An 18,664-nucleotide genomic window follows, 5' to 3' on the forward strand; every position below is an offset into this window, starting at 1 on the left:
TCATGCGTTTTCTTTTGTTCTACGCATGTTCACGTTTTGTGTCAACGGATTTGCTAGATCGGCAGGTAAAGGACCTCATCCCCGGCCTCGCGCGCGGGATCGTGGGGTTGGCGTACCAATAGTGCATTGGCTTGCGCCAAAACACTAAGCAGCGAGCTGTCTTGATCATCACAGGCGCGGATGCCGCCGTTGTCCAACACCGCCCGCATATAATGCTCACGCGGGCCATTTTTTCCGAGCGGGGCAGAAAGGCGGGCGCGTTGGAATGGCTGTAGGGCCTGTTCAATCCCCAACATGCGGCGCACCATTGGGATGAGGAACAGGTAACCGCACACCATGGCACTGACCGGGTTTCCGGGTAGACCGACCATTGCAGCACCCCCAAGCTGCCCGGCCATCAGAGGTTTACCCGGTCGCATGCGAATCTTGTAGAACGATTGCTTCAACCCAAGACCTTCCGAGACATCCGCAACCAGGTCGTACTCGCCAACCGACGCCCCTCCGATGGTCACCACGAGGTCAGCGCCCTGTGCCAAGCCAAAAGCTGTTTCTAGTGAGGCTAAAGTATCTTGTGCGATAGGAAGTACACGAACTTGTGCGCCAGCGTTTTCCAGTAACGCCTTAAGACCAAAGGTATTTGAGGCGATGATCTGATCGGGGCCGGGTGTTTCTCCGGGCATCACCAGTTCGTCACCGGTTGAGATTAATGCAACCACGGGTTTGCGGGTCACAGGGACCGAAGCGATGTTCATCGCTGCCATTAATGCGACATCTTCGGGTCTGAGCTGGCGTGGGGCCGTGATCTGCGTGCCGATGCTGAAATCGATCCCCGCAGGGCGGATATTGGCCTTTTCACCGGGGGCGTCGGTTATGGTGATCAGATCACCGCGTCGGTCGACATCTTCCTGTATGACGACGAAATCTGCACCATCCGGCACAGGCGCACCAGTGAATATCCGCACAGCTTGGCCGGGTCCGACGCTTCCAGCAAAGCGACGTCCGGCCGCTGCTTCGCCAACCACTTTGAACATTGCATGCAGTTCGACTTCGGCCGCCCTGACGGCGTACCCATCCATCGATGACGCAGCAAAAGGCGGCTGATCACGCGTTGCTGCAACGTTTTCTGCCAGGATACGACCGGCAGCCTCGGCAAGGGCAACCGTTTCTGCGGGCAGCGGTGAGACCAGATCGAACAGCAGAGCCCGCGCTTCTTCAACCGAGATCATGATGCCTCGTAACGCCCTGATTTTCCGCCGTCTTTCAGTAGAACACGAATGCCGCCGATCTCCATCGATTTGTCCACGGCCTTCGCCATATCGTAAACCGTCAGTGCGGCTGTCGAGACTGCTGTCAGCGCTTCCATCTCTACGCCGGTCTGGCCCGAAGTTTTTACAGTTGCTTCAATCTGAACGCCGGGAAGGTTCGGGTCTAAGCTCAGTTCAATGGCGACTTTGGTCACGGGTAGCGGATGACACAGAGGTATCAGGTCAGGCGTTTTCTTGGCGCCCATTATGCCCGCAAGTCTGGCAACACCAAGAACATCGCCTTTCTTAGCGCGTCCTTCTGAAATGATATCAAAGGTTTCCTTCGCCATCTTGATGTATCCAGATGCAACCGCAACCCGGTCAGTGACAGCCTTGTCGGACACATCCACCATATGGGCCTCACCTTTGGCATCAAAATGGGTCAGCGGCATCACATCACTCCGGGAATGAGCGGGTTGGCGAGCAGTGCTCGAGTTGCCGAAGCTACATCATCCTGACGCATCAGGCTTTCACCAATAAGGAAACAGCGCGCACCGTAGCGGGCGATATCGGCGAGGTCCGCCGGAGTGCTCAGGCCGCTCTCGCAGACGATCGTGCGATCCGCTGGAACCAGCTTTGACAGATGACGAGTTGTATCAAGAGTCGTCTCGAAGGTCTTGAGATTGCGGTTGTTTATCCCGATCAGCGGGCTTTTCAGCTGCGATGCCCGCTCAAGCTCGTCTGCGTCATGGACTTCGATCAGAACATCCATGCCCCAGTCAAACGCGGTTTGCTCAAGCTCGGCGGCCTGTGCATCGCTGACCGATGCCATGATGATCAGGATGCAATCCGCACCCAATGCACGCGCTTCGACCACCTGATAGGGGTCGTACATGAAGTCCTTCCGCAATGCTGGCAACGAACAGGCCGCGCGCGCTTCGGTCAGAAAGGACTTGTCACCCTGAAAGCTAGGCGTGTCCGTCAGAACCGACAGGCAAGCCGCGCCGCCCTCTTCATAAGCTTTGGCAAGCGCGGGCGGATCGAAATCAGCGCGGATCAGACCTTTGGACGGGCTGGCCTTTTTGACCTCGGCGATCAATCCGTACCCCTTGCGCATAGCCGAATGCAGGGCTTCGGCAAAACCGCGTACCTCGGGTGCGTTCCGTGCCTCAGATTCTAGTGTTTCCAGAGGCTTATGCGCCTTATCCGCAGCGATCTCTTCCAGCTTGTACGCTTTGATTTTGTCCAGAACGGTCTCGGTCATGCGGCTTCCTGTGTAATGCGCGCCAGCGCGGTGATCTTTTCACGGGCCTTGCCGCTATCAATGCTTTCTGTGGCCATCGAAACGCCCTCGCGCAGATCGCGTGCCGCATCTGCAACGACCAGCGCCGCTGCCGAGTTTAGCAACACCGCGTCGCGGTAGGCTGAAGGTGCCCCATCCAGCAGGGCGCGGAAGGCGACCGCGTTCTCTTCGGGCGTGCCGCCGATGATATCTTCGAACGGATGCACCGGAAGGCCTGCATCTTCGGGGTGAAGCTCGACCTCTTTGACAACGCCGTCCTCAACTGATGCGACCCAGCTGACCCCGGTGATCGTAAGCTCATCCGTACCGTCTGAGCCGTGGACTAGCCAGGCATGTTCAGCCCCAAGCAGACCCAGAGTTTCGGCCATCGGGCGGATCAGGTCGCGGCTGAACGCACCGGTCAGTTGGCGCTTCACTCCGGCGGGGTTGGTCAGGGGGCCCAGAATGTTGAAAATCGTGCGCGTCCCCAGTTCTTGCCGCGAAGGCATGACATGAGCGATCGCCGGGTGGTGCATTGGGGCCATCATAAAGCCGATACCGACCTCTTTCAGCGCTTTTTCAACGACTTCCGGGCCGACCATTACGTTGATACCTAGCTGCCCAAGAGCATCTGCTGCGCCGGATTTCGAGCTCAGATTCCGATTACCGTGTTTTGCAACGGTGACACCGGCGCCAGCCGTCACAAAAGCCGTGGCTGTCGAGATATTGAGTGTTCCTTTGCCGTCGCCCCCCGTGCCAACGATGTCCATCGCGCCAGCGGGAGCTTTCACTGCATTGCATTTCGCGCGCATTACGGCAGCGGCGGCGGCGTATTCCTCGACCGTCTCGCCGCGCGTGCGCATTGCCATCAGCAACCCGCCGATCTGGCTGGGCGTGGCGGCCCCATCAAAGAGGATGCCAAAGGCCTGTTCAGCCTCGGCACGGGTCAAAGGTCGATCGGCCGCAGCACCGATCAGAGGTTTCAGAGCGTCGCTCATGCGGGGACTTTCATTTCGTTCAGGAAGTTCTTAAGCAGGGCGTGACCATGCTCGGACGCGATGGATTCCGGGTGAAACTGGACGCCGTGGATCGGCAGTTCTTTGTGCTGCAGACCCATAATCGTGCCATCCTCAAGCTCGGCCGTGATCTCAAGGCAATCGGGCAGGCTTTCGCGTTCTACAACAAGCGAATGATACCGGGTGGCCTCGAAGGGCGAGGGCAGGCCAGCGAATACACCTTTGCCGGTGTGTTTCATCGTGCCCATTTTCCCGTGCACGATCTCATGACAGCGCACAACCTTGCCGCCAAATGCCTGACCGATGGTTTGATGCCCCAGACAGACACCCATCAGCGGTGTTTGCGTTTCGGCTGCCGCCTCGGTCAGCGCCAGACAGATACCCGCCTGATCGGGGTCACATGGGCCGGGGCTGAGCAGAATACCAGCCGGGTTCATCGCCATTGCTTCCTGTACGTCCAGCGCGTCGTTCCGGCGCACGACCATCTCGGCCCCGAGCTCACCCAGATAATGAACGAGGTTGTAGGTAAACGAGTCATAGTTGTCGATCAGCAGCAGCATTTGGGCACTTATCTTCCTATGGGCATTTCGGGCTGGCGATGCAGTCCCTGAGCGCGGTATAATGTCGGGACATACATGCTCAGGCTTGTGCGGCAGCGTCAAGAGGACATACCCAACTTGACACCGTGCGGGTGAGCGCCGCGGAAGATGGCGTCTGGGTGGATGAGGCACGAAACAACGCGAGAGGCGAGATTTCGATGAGCGGATTTTACGGTGGAGTGATCGCCGGGGCGGTCTCGGTATTGGCACTGGGCGCGGTTCTTTCGCTGACAACTCCTTTGTCACGTAAACCAGATGTGACGGCAACCGCGCCCGAAGTGGCTGATACTCCGCAGCCCCTGGAGCCTGCGAAAGTTGAAGAAAGCAATGCCGATGCCGATCTGGTTGAGTTGCCACCATCCGGCCCTGAAACCCCCGATCTATCATCAGATTCGCTGGATGGCCTGGCAGGTATCGAGCTTGAGCCCGGTGCCCGTCCTGAGGCGGGTGGAGCACCGACCGTAGCCGAGGCACCTGCAGCGATCTCATCTTCTGACGTGACCGTTCAAACCGAAGCGCCCGCGGCACCGCCAAATCCACTTGCCGAACCGACCTCGCCACAACAGGAAGCCGAACCGGCAGCGCTCGCGGATGCTCCAGCAGCGCCTGCGCCCGAGGAAGCCCCGGAACCGCAGGTGGCGGAAGAAACGCCCAAGGAGGCCCCTCGGGTCGCTGCCTTGCAGCCTGAGAACGCGGATGTGCCGGAGGCAGCTCCAGAGGCTCAGGAAGCGGAACCCGTGCCTGATGAAAATCCAATCGCGGTTGAGGGTGAAGAAGATACCCGCCCTGTACGTCAGCCGCGCGTATTGACCCTGCCGCAAATTGGCGGAGAGGGGGCCACAGGTTCCGGCTCGTTGATCGGCAAGCGTGTCGTGCCCCTAACCGAGAGGGATGACCCGCCCGTCGAACAAGCCGTGATTACTCCAGAAGTGGTGGCCAAGCCCATCGAAGCACATGCTGCCACCTTCGAAAACCCAGAATCCAAGCCATTGATGTCGATCATTCTGATCGATGATGAAGGGGCTTTTGGGGCCGAGGCGTTGCAGGATTTCCCATACCCGCTAAGTTTTGCCGTCAGCCCGTCGGACCCTAATGCAGCGGAAAAAATGGCCCGTCATCGCGAGGCTGGATTTGAAGTATTGGCCTTGGTTGACATGCACGAAGCCGCCAGTGCTCAGGACGCTGAGGTGTCGTTGTCGGTGTGGTTGGATCAATTGCCTCAAACCGTTGGCATTCTGGAAGGTGTCGGAAGCGGCATTCAGGGCAACCGAAAGCTGGCTGATCAGGTTGCGGCGATTGCTGGAGATACCGGGCGCGGGCTGGTGACGCAGGACAATGGTCTAAACACTGCGCAAAAGCTTGCAGCGCGCAACGGCATTCCATCCAGCGTAGTGTTCCGCGATTTCGATGGTGCCAAACAGGACCCCAAGATCATGCGGCGTTTTCTGGATCAGGCAGCCTTCCGCGCCGGACAGGAAGGTGCCGTGGTGATGCTGGGTCGTCTGCGTCCCGAGACGATCTCGGCTCTGTTGCTGTGGGGGCTTGAGGATCGCGGCAGCCGCGTGGCGATGGCCCCAATTTCTGCCGTGATGATGAAAGAAGTCCAGCAGGGCGTTGCCGGATCGCTGACGGACGGGTGACGGCAGCGACCATCCGCCACCCCACTAGCTGTTTCCGCTGCCTGTAAACCGCGCCGCATCCGCAGCCGCGCCGCGAATGGCGTTCGATTTATGGACGGTCTCCATGTATTCCGCTTCTGGGTCGCTGTCATAGACAACGCCGCCTCCAGCTTGGATATACAGTTTGTGGTCTTTCACAATGGCCGTCCGCAGCGCGATGCACATATCCATGTCGCCGCCTGCGCTGAAATACCCGACACCGCCACCGTAGATGCCGCGCTTTTCAGGCTCCAACTCGTCGATGATCTCCATCGCGCGCACTTTGGGCGCGCCTGATACCGTGCCTGCAGGCATCCCGGCAAAGAACGCGTCCAATGCGTCCTTGTCTTCGGCCAGTTCACCGACCACGTTTGATACGATGTGCATCACGTGGCTGTAGCGCTCGATGATGAACTCTTCGGTAGGACGCACGGTTCCAATCTTAGAAACACGCCCGGTGTCATTGCGGCCCAGGTCCAGCAACATGAGGTGCTCGGCGAGTTCTTTCTTGTCGGCCAGCAGGTCGATTTCGTTGGCTTTGTCTTCTTCGGGCGTCGCGCCACGCGGGCGGGTACCCGCGATAGGGCGGATTGTGACCTCATTGCCGAAGACACGCACCAGAATTTCTGGGCTTGCGCCTACGACCTGAAAGCCGCCGAAGTTGAAATAGAACATGAACGGCGACGGGTTGGTGCGCCGCAGCGAGCGGTAGAGGGCAAATGGCGGCTGCGGAAAATCCTGTGTCCAGCGTTGGGCTGGGACGACCTGAAAGATATCACCTGCACGGATATATTCCTTGGCCTTTTCAACGGCTTCCATATAGCCCGATTTGGTGAAGTTAGAGACAGGAGCCCCAACTTCTATTGCGTCACCCAGATCGCGCGTCTCGGCCGGCATGGCACGCTCAAGATCACGCACGGCATCCATCACACGCTCGGCGGCCTGCGCATAGGCGGCTTTGGCGCTTTGGCCCTCGCTGGCCCATGCGGGCGACACCACGGTAACCTCGCCTTTGACGCCGTCCAACACAGCAATGACCGAGGGGCGCAGCATGATCGCATCGGGCAGGCCCAACGGGTCAGGGTTCACATCCGGCAGGTATTCCACCAACCGGACCATGTCGTAGCCCAGATAGCCAAACAGGCCAGCGGCGGCCTGCGGCAGGTCATCGGGAAGCGCGATGCGGCTTTCAGCCAACAAGGCGCGTAAGTTGTCCATCGGGTTGCCATCCTGTGGCTCGAACGCCTCGGCATCGAAGCGGGCTGATCGGTTCAAGGCCGATGTCTCGCCCTGACAGCACCAAATCAGATCGGGCTTCATTCCGATGATCGAATAGCGCCCACGCACTTCACCCCCGGTTACCGACTCGAGCATGAAGGCGTCTTTCTGAGCGCCTGTCAGTTTCAGCATCAGTGAAACCGGCGTATCCAGATCAGCGGCGAGGCGGGTATAGACGACCTGATTTTCGCCTGCATCATAAGCGCGCGCGAAATTTTCGAAATCCGGGGTCAGGGCCATGTTCTGTCTCTTTTAGTAACTGGCCCGTACCGCGTTCAGCGCTTGCTGATCCAGCACAGGGCGTGCGCGTGTCTGGGCATTGCGCACATAGATGTCAAAGATGTTCTGCGCCAGCGCCTGGCTCAATTGCGCAGCCAGTGCATCCTGCATCTGGCGTTGCTCATCGGTTTCCGCCGGAGGCAGCTCTTCATCCAGACGCACGATCAGGGCGTTACCGTTTCCGGGAATGACACGCAGCTCACCAGGGTCCATTTCAAACACCTGAGTCATGAAGTCCACGGGAACATCCTCGAGGAATGCGGTACGTGTCAGCGCATTTTCGACGCGGAAGGGCAGGCCTGTGGCGGTAAAGTCGCCATCTGTTGCCAGTTGGGTCAGAACCGTGTTGCCCTGATTTTGCAGCGCTTTCGCAGTTTCTACCTGCAGCCATGCCTCGGCGACACGGTCACGGGCGCTTTCCAGAGGTTCCGGGCGCGGTTCCAGCACTTTATTCAAGCGCAGCGCAAAGATCGAACCATCTTCAAGGAACGCGACCTCTGGGAAATCACCTTCTTGCACAGCCTCAGCGACTGAGCGGAAGCCGTCATACGCAGCAACGCCATCGTCGCTTTGCTGGGTCCAGTCGATCTGACCCAGTTCCATCTCGGTCTCACCGGCCAGTTCTTCCAGTGTTGCGCCGCCTGCAAGCAGGTCGTTGATGTCTTCGGCCTGTGCTTCGATCTGACGGCGCGCTCGGTCGGCGGCGAGTTCTGCACGAAGTTCGGGTTCGGCGTCTTCGAAACTGACATTGTTCTCGGCCAGCGATCCATTGATCCGGAACAGGGCAGGGCCGAACACCGTGGGAAGCGGGCCGACCACATCGTCGATCTCGGCGGCAAACACGGCGTCGGCTGCATCGCCCAGATCTTCACGTGTGACATCGCCCAGATCAACATCGCTCAGCTCAAGCTGACGTTCGCGGACCAACTGTTCGAAATCGGCCCCGCCAACTTCAAGTTGTGCCAGCGCCTCGGTTGCGGATTCTTCGCTGGGATAGGGCAGACGCTCGACCAAGCGGCGCTCGGGTTGGAAAAATTCGTCAGCGCGTTGGTCGTATAGACGGCGCAGAGAATCTTCGTCCACTTCGATCGTGTCGAGCAGCATGTCGGGCGACAGAATGGCGTAGGTCAGTTGCTTGGTGCGGGGCAGGGTGAACTGATCGGTATTCTCATCGTAATATGTCTGAATCTGCGCGTCTGTGGGTTGGGTCACGGGCGTTTCGAGAAGGTCGGCTGACAGGGTCGCCACGGTAAAGCTGCGGCGGGCCAGCACATAGTTCGACAAAGCCTCGGTCAGCGTACGGGGCATTTCAACACCGCTCATGACCGCACCCTGAACGATGGTGCGTGAAGATTCTTTGCGCAGATCCGATTCGAATTCGGAATCGGTCATTCCGACCTGTTCCAGCTGAAAGCGATAGGCTTCGCGGTCGAATGTACCGTTTACACCTTGGAACGCCGGTATCTGTACAATCTCGTCCTGCAGGTTCTCGTCACCGATCGAAATGCCAAGCTGTCCGACCTCGTTATCGATTGCGGCCAGTGCGATCAGGCGCGAAAGGGCAAGTTGATCGAGGCCAAGATCATGTGCCTGCGAAATCTGCATTGCCTGTCCGGTTTGCGCTTCGACGGCCCGGATCTCGCGCTGAAGCTCACGAAAATACGCGTCGACCGAAACGCTTTCATCACCGACCTGCGCAACCGTACGAACGGTTCCGGTCAGGCTGGTGGCGCCAAAGCCCGCAAGGCCCAGCATCAAAAGACCCATGAGAATCCAGACAAAGGTTTTGGATAGGTTTTTCATGCCTGCGGCCATGGTGCCCTCTTGGTTTTGTCGGCAAATGTCTGCCCAGTCGGTTGCGGCCCTGAATACGATGCGTGCAGCCGGGGGGCAAGCTTAGAAGGACAAGCCCTGCAATCGGTCGAACAATTGCGCGATACCGGCGCGGTCGAGGTTGGCAAATGCTACACGAACCTGCCGCTTTCCCGCGGAATCGCCCTCTGGCATGAACATGGTACCCGGCAAAAGCAGTATACCTGCCTCGGGTACCAGCCGCCGGGCCAATTCGTCGGAAGCGATGCCAAAGGGATGTTCGAGGTAGGCAAAGTAAGCGCCAAGTCCCAAAAGACGCCAGCCTTTGTCTTCAAGGCGTGGCATTCCTTCCGCGATGGCCGCTCTTCGGTCGAGAATTTCATCTCGTTCACCCGCAACCCATTGGGTCAAGTTCCGCATGCCCCAAAGCGCGGCAAACTGGCCGATCTGGCCGGGGCAGATTGCGACCGTGTCCAGAAATTTCTCGATCTCCGCCAACAGGGCGGGGCTGGTTGAAATCGCGCCGACACGGTGACCGGTCAGGCGGTAGGCTTTTGAGAACGAGTAGAGATGGACAAACGTATCGTCCCAACCCGATTGCTGGAACAGGTCATGAGGCGCGCCTGATCGACTGTCGAAATCGCGATAGGTTTCGTCAACCAAAAGACGAAGCCCCGTTTCCCGCGCAAGATCATAGAAGCGGCGCACCAAGTCCGCAGGGTATTCGACACCACCGGGATTGTTCGGCGTCACCAACGAAATCGCCCGTGTCTTTTCGGTGATAAGGGCGCGGGCGCGTTCCGGATCGGGAAGCAAATCATCGTCTGTGGGCAAATCAACGGTTTTTACCCCAGCCATATCCAGCCACATCTTGTGATTGAAATACCAAGGGGTCGGAAGGATCACCTCATCCCCCTGATCGGTAATTGCCGAAATCACGGCTGAAAAGGCCTGATTGCAGCCCGAGGTGATTGCGATCTGATTCGCCGTTACCTCAGCCACATAATGTGCGCTGATCTGAGCTGCGAGTTCGGACCGCAGGTCATCGTTGCCCAGAACCGGGCCGTATAGATGCGCGCTGTCCTGCTCGACCGCGAATTCGGCCATTGCTTGCCGCAGCGCTAACGGGGGCGGATCGACCGGAGCCGCCTGACTGACATTGATCAACGGACGGTCAACTGCGAACTCGACCCCGTCCAGCCAACGGCGTGCCTCCATCACCGGAGGGGCAAAGGTGGCGGCAGTGCGGGTCATTGTCATGGTGAGTCCGTGATTACAGCGCTTAGTTGAAACGCTTGATTAATCGGTTCCCCGATAGGGTTCGACATATTGCAGGGCCATGTCCCATGGGAAGAAAATCCATGTGTCCTGACTGACCTCGGTAATGAAGGTGTCTACCATCGGACGGCCTTTAGGCTTGGCGTATACGGTCGCGAAATGCGCTTTGGGGAACATATCGCGCACCAGTTCCAGCGTTTTGCCGCTATCGACCAGATCGTCGATGATCAGAATACCGGTGCCATCACCCATCAGATCAGCATTGGGCGCTTTGAGAATTTCTGCTTCGCCCTGCGCCTGATGATGATAGGATTTCACGCTGACAGTATCGACCGTACGGATATCCAGTTCGCGGCTGACGATCATCGCGGGGGCCATGCCGCCACGTGTAATTGCCACGACCGCACGCCAAGCGCCATCATCTGGTCCTTGCCCATCCAGACGCCACGCAAGAGCGCGCGAGTCGCGATGAATTTGATCCCAGCTGATGTGGAAGCCTTTTTCGTGTGGCAGGCGGTCCTTGGCGCTCATGGTCTGTTATCCTTTTTCAACGTCCGGCGCGTCGACGGCCTTCATTCCGACGATGTGATAGCCTGAATCCACGTGCAGATTCTCACCTGTCACTCCACTGCTGAGATCAGACAGCAGATACAGGGCCGATTTACCAACATCATCGATGGTCACATTCCGGCGCAGGGGCGAGTTATACTCGTTCCACTTCATGATGTAACGGAAATCGCCGATGCCGCTGGCCGCGAGCGTTTTGATCGGGCCTGCCGAGATCGAATTCACACGAATGCCGTCTTTGCCCAAATCCTCGGCCAGATACTTTACGGATGCCTCAAGGGCGGCTTTTGCAACACCCATTACATTGTAGTGTGGCATGACCTGTTCAGCGCCGTAATAAGTGAGGGTGATCGCACTGCCGCCTTCGTTCATCATTTTCTCCGCGCGCTGCATAACGGCGGTGAAAGAGTAGACCGAAACATCCATCGTCAGGTTAAAGTTCGCGCGCGACGTGTCGACGTAACGCCCGCGCAATTCGTTCTTGTCAGAAAAGCCAATGGCGTGGACGACGAAATCCAATTTACCCCATTTCTTTTCCAGCGCGCTGAAGAGTTCATTAATTGATTCTTCGTCGCTGACGTCACAGGGCAAAACGATCTCGCTGCCCAACTGCGCCGCCAATGGATCGACGCGTTTTTTCAGGGCGTCCCCCTGATAGGAAAAGGCCAGCTCGGCCCCGGCGTCGGACAAGGCGCGGGCGATACCCCATGCGATTGATTTGTCATTGGCCAGTCCCATGATGAGGCCGCGTTTTCCGGCCATCAACTGATTTGACATCTTCGGTTCTCCGCCTGTCGTCGCATTGTGTTCGGTTGGTTTATGCCATTGATTGTCCTGCTTCAAGGCCATGCGCTCTTGCCCGCAGCGGGTTCTCGCCTTAGGGTCATGTTAATTGTTTCCTGGGGATGGAAATGAACGAGCATAATGGCATCTTCGCCGGGGCTGATCCGTTTGAAATCGCGGATCGGTGGCTGGCCGAGGCAGAAAAGACCGAACCGAATGATCCTAATGCGATTGCTTTGGCAACCGTGGACCCGGAAGGTTTGCCGAATGCCCGTATGGTTCTGCTGAAGGAAATCGAGAAGGACGCGTTTGTTTTCTATACGAACTATCACAGCGCCAAGGCTCAGGAGTTGGACAGCGCCCACAAAGCGGCTTTTGTGATGCATTGGAAATCTTTGCGGCGACAAATCCGTGTTCGTGGTACAATCACCAAGGAAGATGGGCCGCAGGCGGACGCGTACTACGCCTCGCGCTCGCTCAAAAGCCGCTTGGGTGCTTGGGCGTCACACCAGTCGCAACCGCTGGAAAGTCGTGCATCCCTGATGGCCGAAGTGGCTAAAGTGACCGCAAAGTTGGGTGCCAACCCGCCTCGCCCTGAATTTTGGGGGGGATACCGTGTAACACCTGTCGAAGTCGAGTTCTGGGCCGATGGTGCCTTCAGGTTGCATGACAGGTTTCAGTGGAAGCGACAAAATGTCGATTCCGACTGGCAAGTGCTGAGGTTAAATCCATGACGTTCGCGTTGCGTGAAATGCAACTGTTTGCAGACAATAGCTTTTTTCAGCTTGAATTTGCGAGCCAAAACATAAACAAGAAACCCTTAACGACTTGCCTATCGTAATGGGAAAACAGTGCCAGAAGATCTGAACAGCATGTACCGCGTCCGTGGACACGTAAAATGGTTCGATCCCGCCAAGGGATACGGATTTGTTGTGTCTGACGAAGGCGGCCCGGACATTCTGTTGCACGTCAACGTGCTGCGAAACTTCGGGCAAAGCTCGGTCGCGGATGGCGCCGGCATCGAGATCATGACCCACAAAACTGATCGCGGTGTTCAAGCGGTCGAAGTGATCAGTGTTGACCCGCCTGTTCGCGCGGAAACTATGATGTTGGCCGATTTTGCCGAGCTTGATCCAACCGTGATCGGCAGCGCTCCGCTTGAGGCTGCGCGCGTCAAATGGTTCGACAAGGGCAAAGGGTTTGGCTTTGCCAATGTTTTCGGCAGCAGTGAAGACGTATTCCTGCATATCGAGGTGCTACGTCGTTCTGGGTTGGCAGATCTGCAACCGGGCGAAGCGCTGGCCATGCGGGTCATTGATGGCAAGCGCGGAAGAATGGCCGCGCAGGTTCTGGCCTGGGAAGCGGCCCTGAACGACTAGGTTCTGAATGATGAGAACGGCTTTCGTACTGGCGCTCCTGAGTTTTTTGATTGGCGGGATCGCGCGGGCTGAATGCCGTCCGGATCGTGTCGAGCTTCGAAATGATCTGGCAGAGGTTCGCTTCGACGTTGAGCTGGCCATCACACCGAAAGAGCGATCGCGCGGATTGATGTTTCGCGAAAGCATGCCGAACAGATCTGGAATGTTGTTTGTTTTTGATCCGCCGCAACCTGTTGCGTTCTGGATGAAGAATACCCTGATTCCGCTTGATATGATCTTTGTTGATCGCGCGGGCACGGTGACGCGTGTGCACGAAGGTGCAATTCCGGGGGATCTGAGCCCAATCGAAGGCGGCGATTCGGTTTATGCGGTCCTGGAAATCAACGCTGGCCTAGCCGAGCGTTACGCCATTCGGCCTGGTTCGCAGATGCGCCACGAAGTTTTTTCGCAAGGTCCTGCAATTTGGCCCTGTTAGGGCTTTTCAAATCAGATCGGCACGTTTAGGAAGGCGCACGGTCCGGGGCGTGGCGCAGTCTGGTAGCGCACCTGTTTTGGGTACAGGGGGTCGTAGGTTCGAATCCTGCCGCCCCGACCATTTTTCCTCTACACTGGCGTTCCGCCATAGTCGGTGTAGAGTTTGGAAAAATCCCTGTCCAAATCTTTGCTTTCAATAGGTATTCTAAGAGTTGAACCATCTTTCTGCGGAACCAGAAAGTACAACTCTGCGTCCACGCGATACCCGGCCTGATTCTTGGTCGAGCTCAGCCGCGTTACGATTTGCGGCAAGTTCTGCGGATAGCCGTTGAAGCTGAGAATCAAATACGCCGTTGCCTCGGGCGGCAAGGTCTCGCGGCATTCAAAGATGCTTGCGGTGGTCTTGATATACTTGTCGCCCGGCCCCGCGCAGTCGGTCCTGAAGGAATTGAAAAGGTTCTGCGGATAACCGTCGAATTGCGCGCTGCGAGATGCAGGTGGTGCTTCCTGTGATGTGCAGGACACGATTAGCGCCACAATAGTTAACAATGAAATCAAACGCATGTAGAGTAGATTTCCCATCCAGAAATGTCGTGTGATTTCAAGTATGGCACGCGCTGCGATGTCGTGACGATGATTCTCTGAACATGTCCTTAACGCGGGATCGGTTGATCAATGACCTCTAACTGTGGCGGAAAACAAGAGAAATCACTCTGACACATCAAGGCGGAATGGGCTGGTCGTCCGGGACATGTCTGTGGAGGAATCGCGATGCGGCGAAATTCCGCCGGTTCAGCAAAACAGGTCAAGCTAAAAGATTCCAAAAATGACCGAAAAAGCCCGTTGACCAACTATGGGAATATACGTCAGATTGTATGGGCCGAAAGACGAGCCACTAAATCTGGTAGGCAATGACCAGAAAAGGCATCGGGCGAGGGACGGAAAGCAAACCACTATGACGTAGACCGTATTCGCGGTTCTGCGCTGTTCTAGGCAGCGTCCGGTCCCTTGCGTCTCAAATTCGTCGGTAGTGCGGGCGGCACCCCGCAGCATCAAGATTTAGTGCCGGGACTTGAAATTTGGACAGATCGAAGCTGGGGCAGCGGACATGAAGATTGAAAGAAAATTCACCAAACCGGGACTGGATGCATATGCCGATCTGGATTTTGTGTCCGCAACATCCGAGATTCGCAATCCGGATGGCACAATCGTGTTCCGTCTGGACGAGATTGAAGTGCCTGCAAAATGGAGCCAGGTGGCCAGCGATGTCATCGCACAGAAGTACTTCCGCAAGGCCGGTGTTCCTTCCAAGCTGAAGAAGGTTAAGGAAAAGGACGTTCCCGAATTCCTGTGGCGATCGGTTGCTGCGGAAGATGCTGAATTTGATGGCGAAACCTCATCGAAACAGGTTTTTGATCGTCTGGCCGGCGCGTGGGCTTATTGGGGCTGGAAGGGCGGCTATTTCTCGACTGAAGAGGACGCGAGCGCCTATTTTGACGAGATGCGCTATATGCTGGCGACCCAGCGTGCAGCTCCGAACTCGCCGCAGTGGTTCAACACCGGTCTGCACTGGGCATATGGGATCGATGGCCCGGCGCAGGGGCACCACTATGTTGACTACAAAACCGGCAAGCTAACCAAATCGAAATCCGCTTATGAGCATCCGCAACCGCATGCGTGCTTCATCCAGTCGGTCGACGATGATCTGGTCAACGAAGGCGGCATCATGGACTTGTGGGTGCGTGAGGCGCGCCTGTTTAAGTATGGCTCGGGCACCGGAACCAACTTCAGCCATCTGCGTGCAGAGGGTGAAGCGCTTTCGGGTGGCGGCAAGTCTTCGGGCCTCATGGGATTTCTCAAGATCGGCGACCGCGCCGCTGGCGCGATCAAATCAGGCGGTACAACCCGTCGAGCAGCAAAGATGGTAATCGTCGATGCAGATCACCCGGACATCGAGCAATTCATCGAATGGAAAGTGATCGAAGAGCAGAAGGTGGCCTCGATCGTTGCCGGATCGAAGATGCACGAGAAGATGCTGAACGGCATTTTCGAGGCCATCCGGTCTTGGGACGGCTCTGCCGATGATGCCTATAATCCAAACGCAAGCGACGCCCTGAAAAATGCGGTTCGCGAAGCGAAAAAGGTCGCGATCCCAGAAACTTACATCAAGCGCGTTCTGGACTACGCCAAGCAGGGCCACGACAGCATTGAATTCCCGACCTACGATACGGACTGGGATTCAGAGGCTTATAGCTCGGTCTCGGGCCAAAACTCGAACAACTCGATCCGGGTGACCAATGCGTTCCTGACCGCAGTTGAAAAAGACGCGGATTGGGAACTGATCAACCGCACCGACGGCAAGGTTGCTCGTACAGTCAAAGCTCGTGATTTGTGGGAAAAGGTCGGCCACGCCGCATGGGCCTGTGCCGATCCTGGCATCCAGTTCCATGATACTGTCAACGAATGGCACACTTGCCCCGAAGACGGTGAAATCCGCGGTTCGAACCCGTGTTCGGAATACATGTTCCTCGATGACACTGCCTGTAACCTGGCGTCGATGAACTTGCTGACCTTTTTCAAGGACGGTGAGTTCCAGGCGGCGGACTATATGCACGCCTCGCGGCTTTGGACGCTGACGCTGGAAATCTCGGTGACCATGGCGCAGTTCCCGTCTAAGGAAATTGCGAAACTCTCTTACGATTTCCGTACGCTGGGTCTGGGTTATGCCAACATTGGCGGTCTGCTGATGAACATGGGCTATAGCTATGACTCGGATGAGGGGCGTTCGATCTGTGGCGCGCTGACCGCGATCATGACCGGTGTGGCTTATGCGACCTCGGCAGAGATTGCAGGCGAGCTTGGCCCGTTCAAAGGATATGAGCGCAACGCAGACCATATGCTGCGCGTCATCCGCAACCACCGTCGTGCGTCGCAAGGAGTGACCGATGGTTATGAAAAACTGGCTGTTAAGCCGGTGCCTCTGGATCACGACAATTGCCCGGATAAGCGTTTGATCGATCTGGCCATGTCAGCTTGGGATGAAGCGCTGAGCCTCGGCGAAAAGAACGGTTATCGCAACGCGCAGGCCACAGTTATCGCACCAACCGGCACCATCGGTCTGGTGATGGATTGCGACACGACCGGGATCGAACCGGACTTTGCTCTGGTCAAGTTCAAGAAGCTGGCCGGCGGTGGTTACTTCAAGATCATCAACCGCTCGGTGCCTTCGGCGCTGGAAAAGCTGGGCTATTCCTCGGCTCAGATTGAAGAGATCGTGGGTTATGCGGTTGGTCATGGCACCATCGGCAACGCGCCGGGGATTAACCACACCTCGCTGACCGGTCATGGTTTTGGCCCGAACGAGTTGGCAAAAGTAGATGCCGCACTGGAAAGCGCGTTCGACATTCGGTTCGTCTTCAACCAGTGGACGCTGGGCGAGGACTTCTGTACCGGTGTTCTGGGCATCCCGGCGACCAAGCTGAATGACCCGACTTTCGATTTGCTGCGCCATCTGGGCTTTACCAAGGCGGATATCGACGCGGCCAACGACCATGTTTGCGGAACCATGACGCTGGAAGGTGCGCCGCATCTGAAGGAAGAGCATTACGCCATCTTCGACTGCGCCAACCCGTGCGGTAAAAAAGGCAAGCGTTTCCTTGGGGTTGATAGCCACATCACCATGATGGCGGCGGCGCAGAGCTTCATCTCAGGCGCGATCAGCAAGACGATCAACATGCCGAATGACGCGACCATCGAGGACTGCCAAAAGGCATACGAACTCAGTTGGTCGCTGGGTGTGAAGGCGAACGCGCTATACCGCGACGGCTCGAAACTGTCGCAGCCTCTGGCCGCGGCGCTGGTCGAAGATGATGACGAAGCGGCGGAAATTCTGGAAAGCGGTTCGACGCAAGAAAAAGCTGTCGTTCTGGCCGAGAAGGTGATCGAGAAGGTTGTGGTCAAGGAAATGATCCGCAGCCATCGCGAGAAACTGCCGCATCGCCGCAAGGGCTATACCCAAAAGGCGATCGTTGGCGGCCACAAGGTCTATCTGCGGACTGGCGAGTTCGAAGACGGCAAATTGGGCGAGATTTTCATCGACATGCATAAGGAAGGCGCTGGCTTCCGGGCGATGATGAACAACTTTGCCATCGCTGTGTCGGTTGGCCTGCAATACGGCGTGCCGCTGGAGGAGTTCGTCGACGCTTTCACCTTCACCAAGTTCGAACCGGCCGGGATGGTGCAGGGCAACGACTCGATCAAAAACGCGACGTCGATCCTTGATTACATCTTCCGCGAACTGGCTGTGTCCTATCTGGACCGCACCGATCTGGCGCATGTCAAACCCGAAGGCGCAACCTTCGACGATCTGGGTCGCGGCGAAGAGGATGGTCTGTCCAACGTATCGGAAATCAGTGAAAGCGCGGCAACCAAATCTCTGGAAGTGCTGAAACAAATCAGCTCGACTGGGTATCTGCGCAAGCGGCTACCGCAGGATCTGATGGTCTTCAATGGTGGTCAAGCCGACGTGTCCGGTATGGCCGAAACCGCAGCGACATTCGAAGCACCCGCTGAGACGGCGGTTGCGACCGGAATGGACGCCCGTACCAAAGCCAAGATGCAAGGGTACGAGGGCGATCCATGCGGCGAATGCGGAAACTACACGCTGGTGCGCAACGGCACCTGCATGAAATGCAACACCTGCGGCGCAACTAGCGGGTGTAGCTGAGTTTAGCGCCCCGGCAACCCGGGGTGCAGGGGTCGGATGCTGCCACAGTAACCGGCCCCGACGAATACGAAGCAAGGCGCTGAGACTTACCATCGATGCCTTGTTTCACTCGGCCGACATGCCCGTGTCGGCCGGGAACAGGGTGGGGCGGAATATTTGCTCCCTCCCACTCTCTCACGGGACGGGTGCGCTCGTCCCATGCGCAGTCCAGGCCGCAGGCAAAAAAACACCGGGCGGTCAACGAAATGAGCCTGGAAGGCGAAACTGACAGGGGGCTTCGGCCCCCTTT

Annotated in this window: 16 protein-coding genes and 1 tRNA gene; 6 read left to right on the plus strand and 11 right to left on the minus strand. The window is 57.3% G+C overall.

Features of this window, described 5'->3' with window-relative positions; translation table 11 throughout:
• Nucleotides 1-53: 53 nt before the first annotated feature.
• Genes AC2TEM_RS01230 through AC2TEM_RS01250 form a run of 5 tightly spaced genes read right to left on the minus strand, consistent with a single transcriptional unit; the run spans nt 54 to nt 4,102 of the window.
• A complete protein-coding gene (locus AC2TEM_RS01230) occupies nt 54-1,226 on the minus strand; it encodes a molybdopterin molybdotransferase MoeA (RefSeq protein WP_170421820.1) in 1,173 nt (390 codons plus the stop codon).
• A complete protein-coding gene (gene moaC / locus AC2TEM_RS01235) occupies nt 1,223-1,696 on the minus strand; it encodes a cyclic pyranopterin monophosphate synthase MoaC (RefSeq protein WP_170421818.1) in 474 nt (157 codons plus the stop codon). The genes AC2TEM_RS01230 and moaC overlap by 4 nt, the downstream gene beginning before the upstream one ends.
• Nucleotides 1,696-2,508, minus strand: coding sequence for an indole-3-glycerol phosphate synthase TrpC (gene trpC, locus AC2TEM_RS01240; protein ID WP_170392973.1), 813 nt, complete (start codon nt 2,506-2,508; stop codon nt 1,696-1,698). Before trpC ends, moaC begins: the two co-directional genes overlap by 1 nt.
• Nucleotides 2,505-3,524, minus strand: coding sequence for an anthranilate phosphoribosyltransferase (trpD, locus tag AC2TEM_RS01245; protein ID WP_170421815.1), 1,020 nt, complete (start codon nt 3,522-3,524; stop codon nt 2,505-2,507). Before trpD ends, trpC begins: the two co-directional genes overlap by 4 nt.
• A complete protein-coding gene (locus AC2TEM_RS01250; RefSeq protein WP_170392975.1) occupies nt 3,521-4,102 on the minus strand; it encodes an anthranilate synthase component II in 582 nt (193 codons plus the stop codon). The genes trpD and AC2TEM_RS01250 overlap by 4 nt, the downstream gene beginning before the upstream one ends.
• Nucleotides 4,103-4,299: 197 nt before the next feature.
• Between AC2TEM_RS01250 and AC2TEM_RS01255 the strand changes: the two genes are divergently transcribed.
• Complete coding sequence (locus AC2TEM_RS01255) at nt 4,300-5,781, plus strand: divergent polysaccharide deacetylase family protein (RefSeq protein WP_480759487.1); 1,482 nt, start codon at nt 4,300-4,302, stop codon at nt 5,779-5,781.
• A gap of 24 nt (nt 5,782-5,805) precedes the next feature.
• Here AC2TEM_RS01255 and trpE read toward each other — a convergent pair whose 3' ends face one another.
• From trpE to fabI, 5 genes are all read right to left on the minus strand, one after another.
• Complete coding sequence (trpE, locus tag AC2TEM_RS01260) at nt 5,806-7,317, minus strand: anthranilate synthase component I (protein WP_170392977.1); 1,512 nt, start codon at nt 7,315-7,317, stop codon at nt 5,806-5,808.
• 12 nt (nt 7,318-7,329) lie between these two features.
• Nucleotides 7,330-9,171 (minus strand): SurA N-terminal domain-containing protein, encoded by a 1,842-nt coding sequence (locus AC2TEM_RS01265; protein WP_170421809.1) that lies wholly within the window; start codon nt 9,169-9,171, stop codon nt 7,330-7,332.
• Between the two features lie 81 nt (nt 9,172-9,252).
• Complete coding sequence (locus AC2TEM_RS01270; RefSeq protein WP_170421806.1) at nt 9,253-10,428, minus strand: aminotransferase; 1,176 nt, start codon at nt 10,426-10,428, stop codon at nt 9,253-9,255.
• A gap of 39 nt (nt 10,429-10,467) precedes the next feature.
• Nucleotides 10,468-10,977 (minus strand): xanthine phosphoribosyltransferase, encoded by a 510-nt coding sequence (gene gpt / locus AC2TEM_RS01275; RefSeq protein WP_170421803.1) that lies wholly within the window; start codon nt 10,975-10,977, stop codon nt 10,468-10,470.
• A 6-nt stretch (nt 10,978-10,983) separates the two neighbouring features.
• Nucleotides 10,984-11,790: an enoyl-ACP reductase FabI gene (gene fabI / locus AC2TEM_RS01280; RefSeq protein ID WP_170405951.1), complete on the minus strand. Its 807-nt coding sequence runs from the start codon at nt 11,788-11,790 to the stop codon at nt 10,984-10,986.
• A gap of 134 nt (nt 11,791-11,924) precedes the next feature.
• On the opposite strand from fabI, the gene pdxH reads away from it, so the two are divergent.
• The 4 genes from pdxH to AC2TEM_RS01300 all read left to right on the plus strand — a co-directional run bounded on the left by pdxH (nt 11,925) and on the right by AC2TEM_RS01300 (nt 13,770).
• On the plus strand, nt 11,925-12,530 hold the full coding sequence (gene pdxH / locus AC2TEM_RS01285; RefSeq protein ID WP_170392982.1) for a pyridoxamine 5'-phosphate oxidase: 606 nt from the start codon (nt 11,925-11,927) through the stop codon (nt 12,528-12,530).
• Between the two features lie 117 nt (nt 12,531-12,647).
• Nucleotides 12,648-13,175: a cold-shock protein gene (locus tag AC2TEM_RS01290; protein WP_170392983.1), complete on the plus strand. Its 528-nt coding sequence runs from the start codon at nt 12,648-12,650 to the stop codon at nt 13,173-13,175.
• Nucleotides 13,176-13,182: 7 nt separating this feature from the next.
• Nucleotides 13,183-13,650: a DUF192 domain-containing protein gene (locus tag AC2TEM_RS01295; protein ID WP_170392984.1), complete on the plus strand. Its 468-nt coding sequence runs from the start codon at nt 13,183-13,185 to the stop codon at nt 13,648-13,650.
• Between the two features lie 43 nt (nt 13,651-13,693).
• Nucleotides 13,694-13,770, plus strand: a tRNA-Pro gene (locus tag AC2TEM_RS01300).
• A gap of 8 nt (nt 13,771-13,778) precedes the next feature.
• Here the strand turns inward: AC2TEM_RS01300 and AC2TEM_RS01305 are convergent.
• The gene (locus tag AC2TEM_RS01305; RefSeq protein ID WP_480536934.1) at nt 13,779-14,231 is read right to left on the minus strand and encodes a hypothetical protein; all 453 of its coding nucleotides are present in this window, start codon (nt 14,229-14,231) and stop codon (nt 13,779-13,781) included.
• 526 nt (nt 14,232-14,757) lie between these two features.
• On the opposite strand from AC2TEM_RS01305, the gene AC2TEM_RS01310 reads away from it, so the two are divergent.
• A complete protein-coding gene (locus AC2TEM_RS01310) occupies nt 14,758-18,375 on the plus strand; it encodes a vitamin B12-dependent ribonucleotide reductase (RefSeq protein ID WP_170421797.1) in 3,618 nt (1,205 codons plus the stop codon).
• Nucleotides 18,376-18,664 lie beyond the last annotated feature (289 nt).

This window comes from Ruegeria sp. HKCCD3925 (assembly GCF_057221175.1).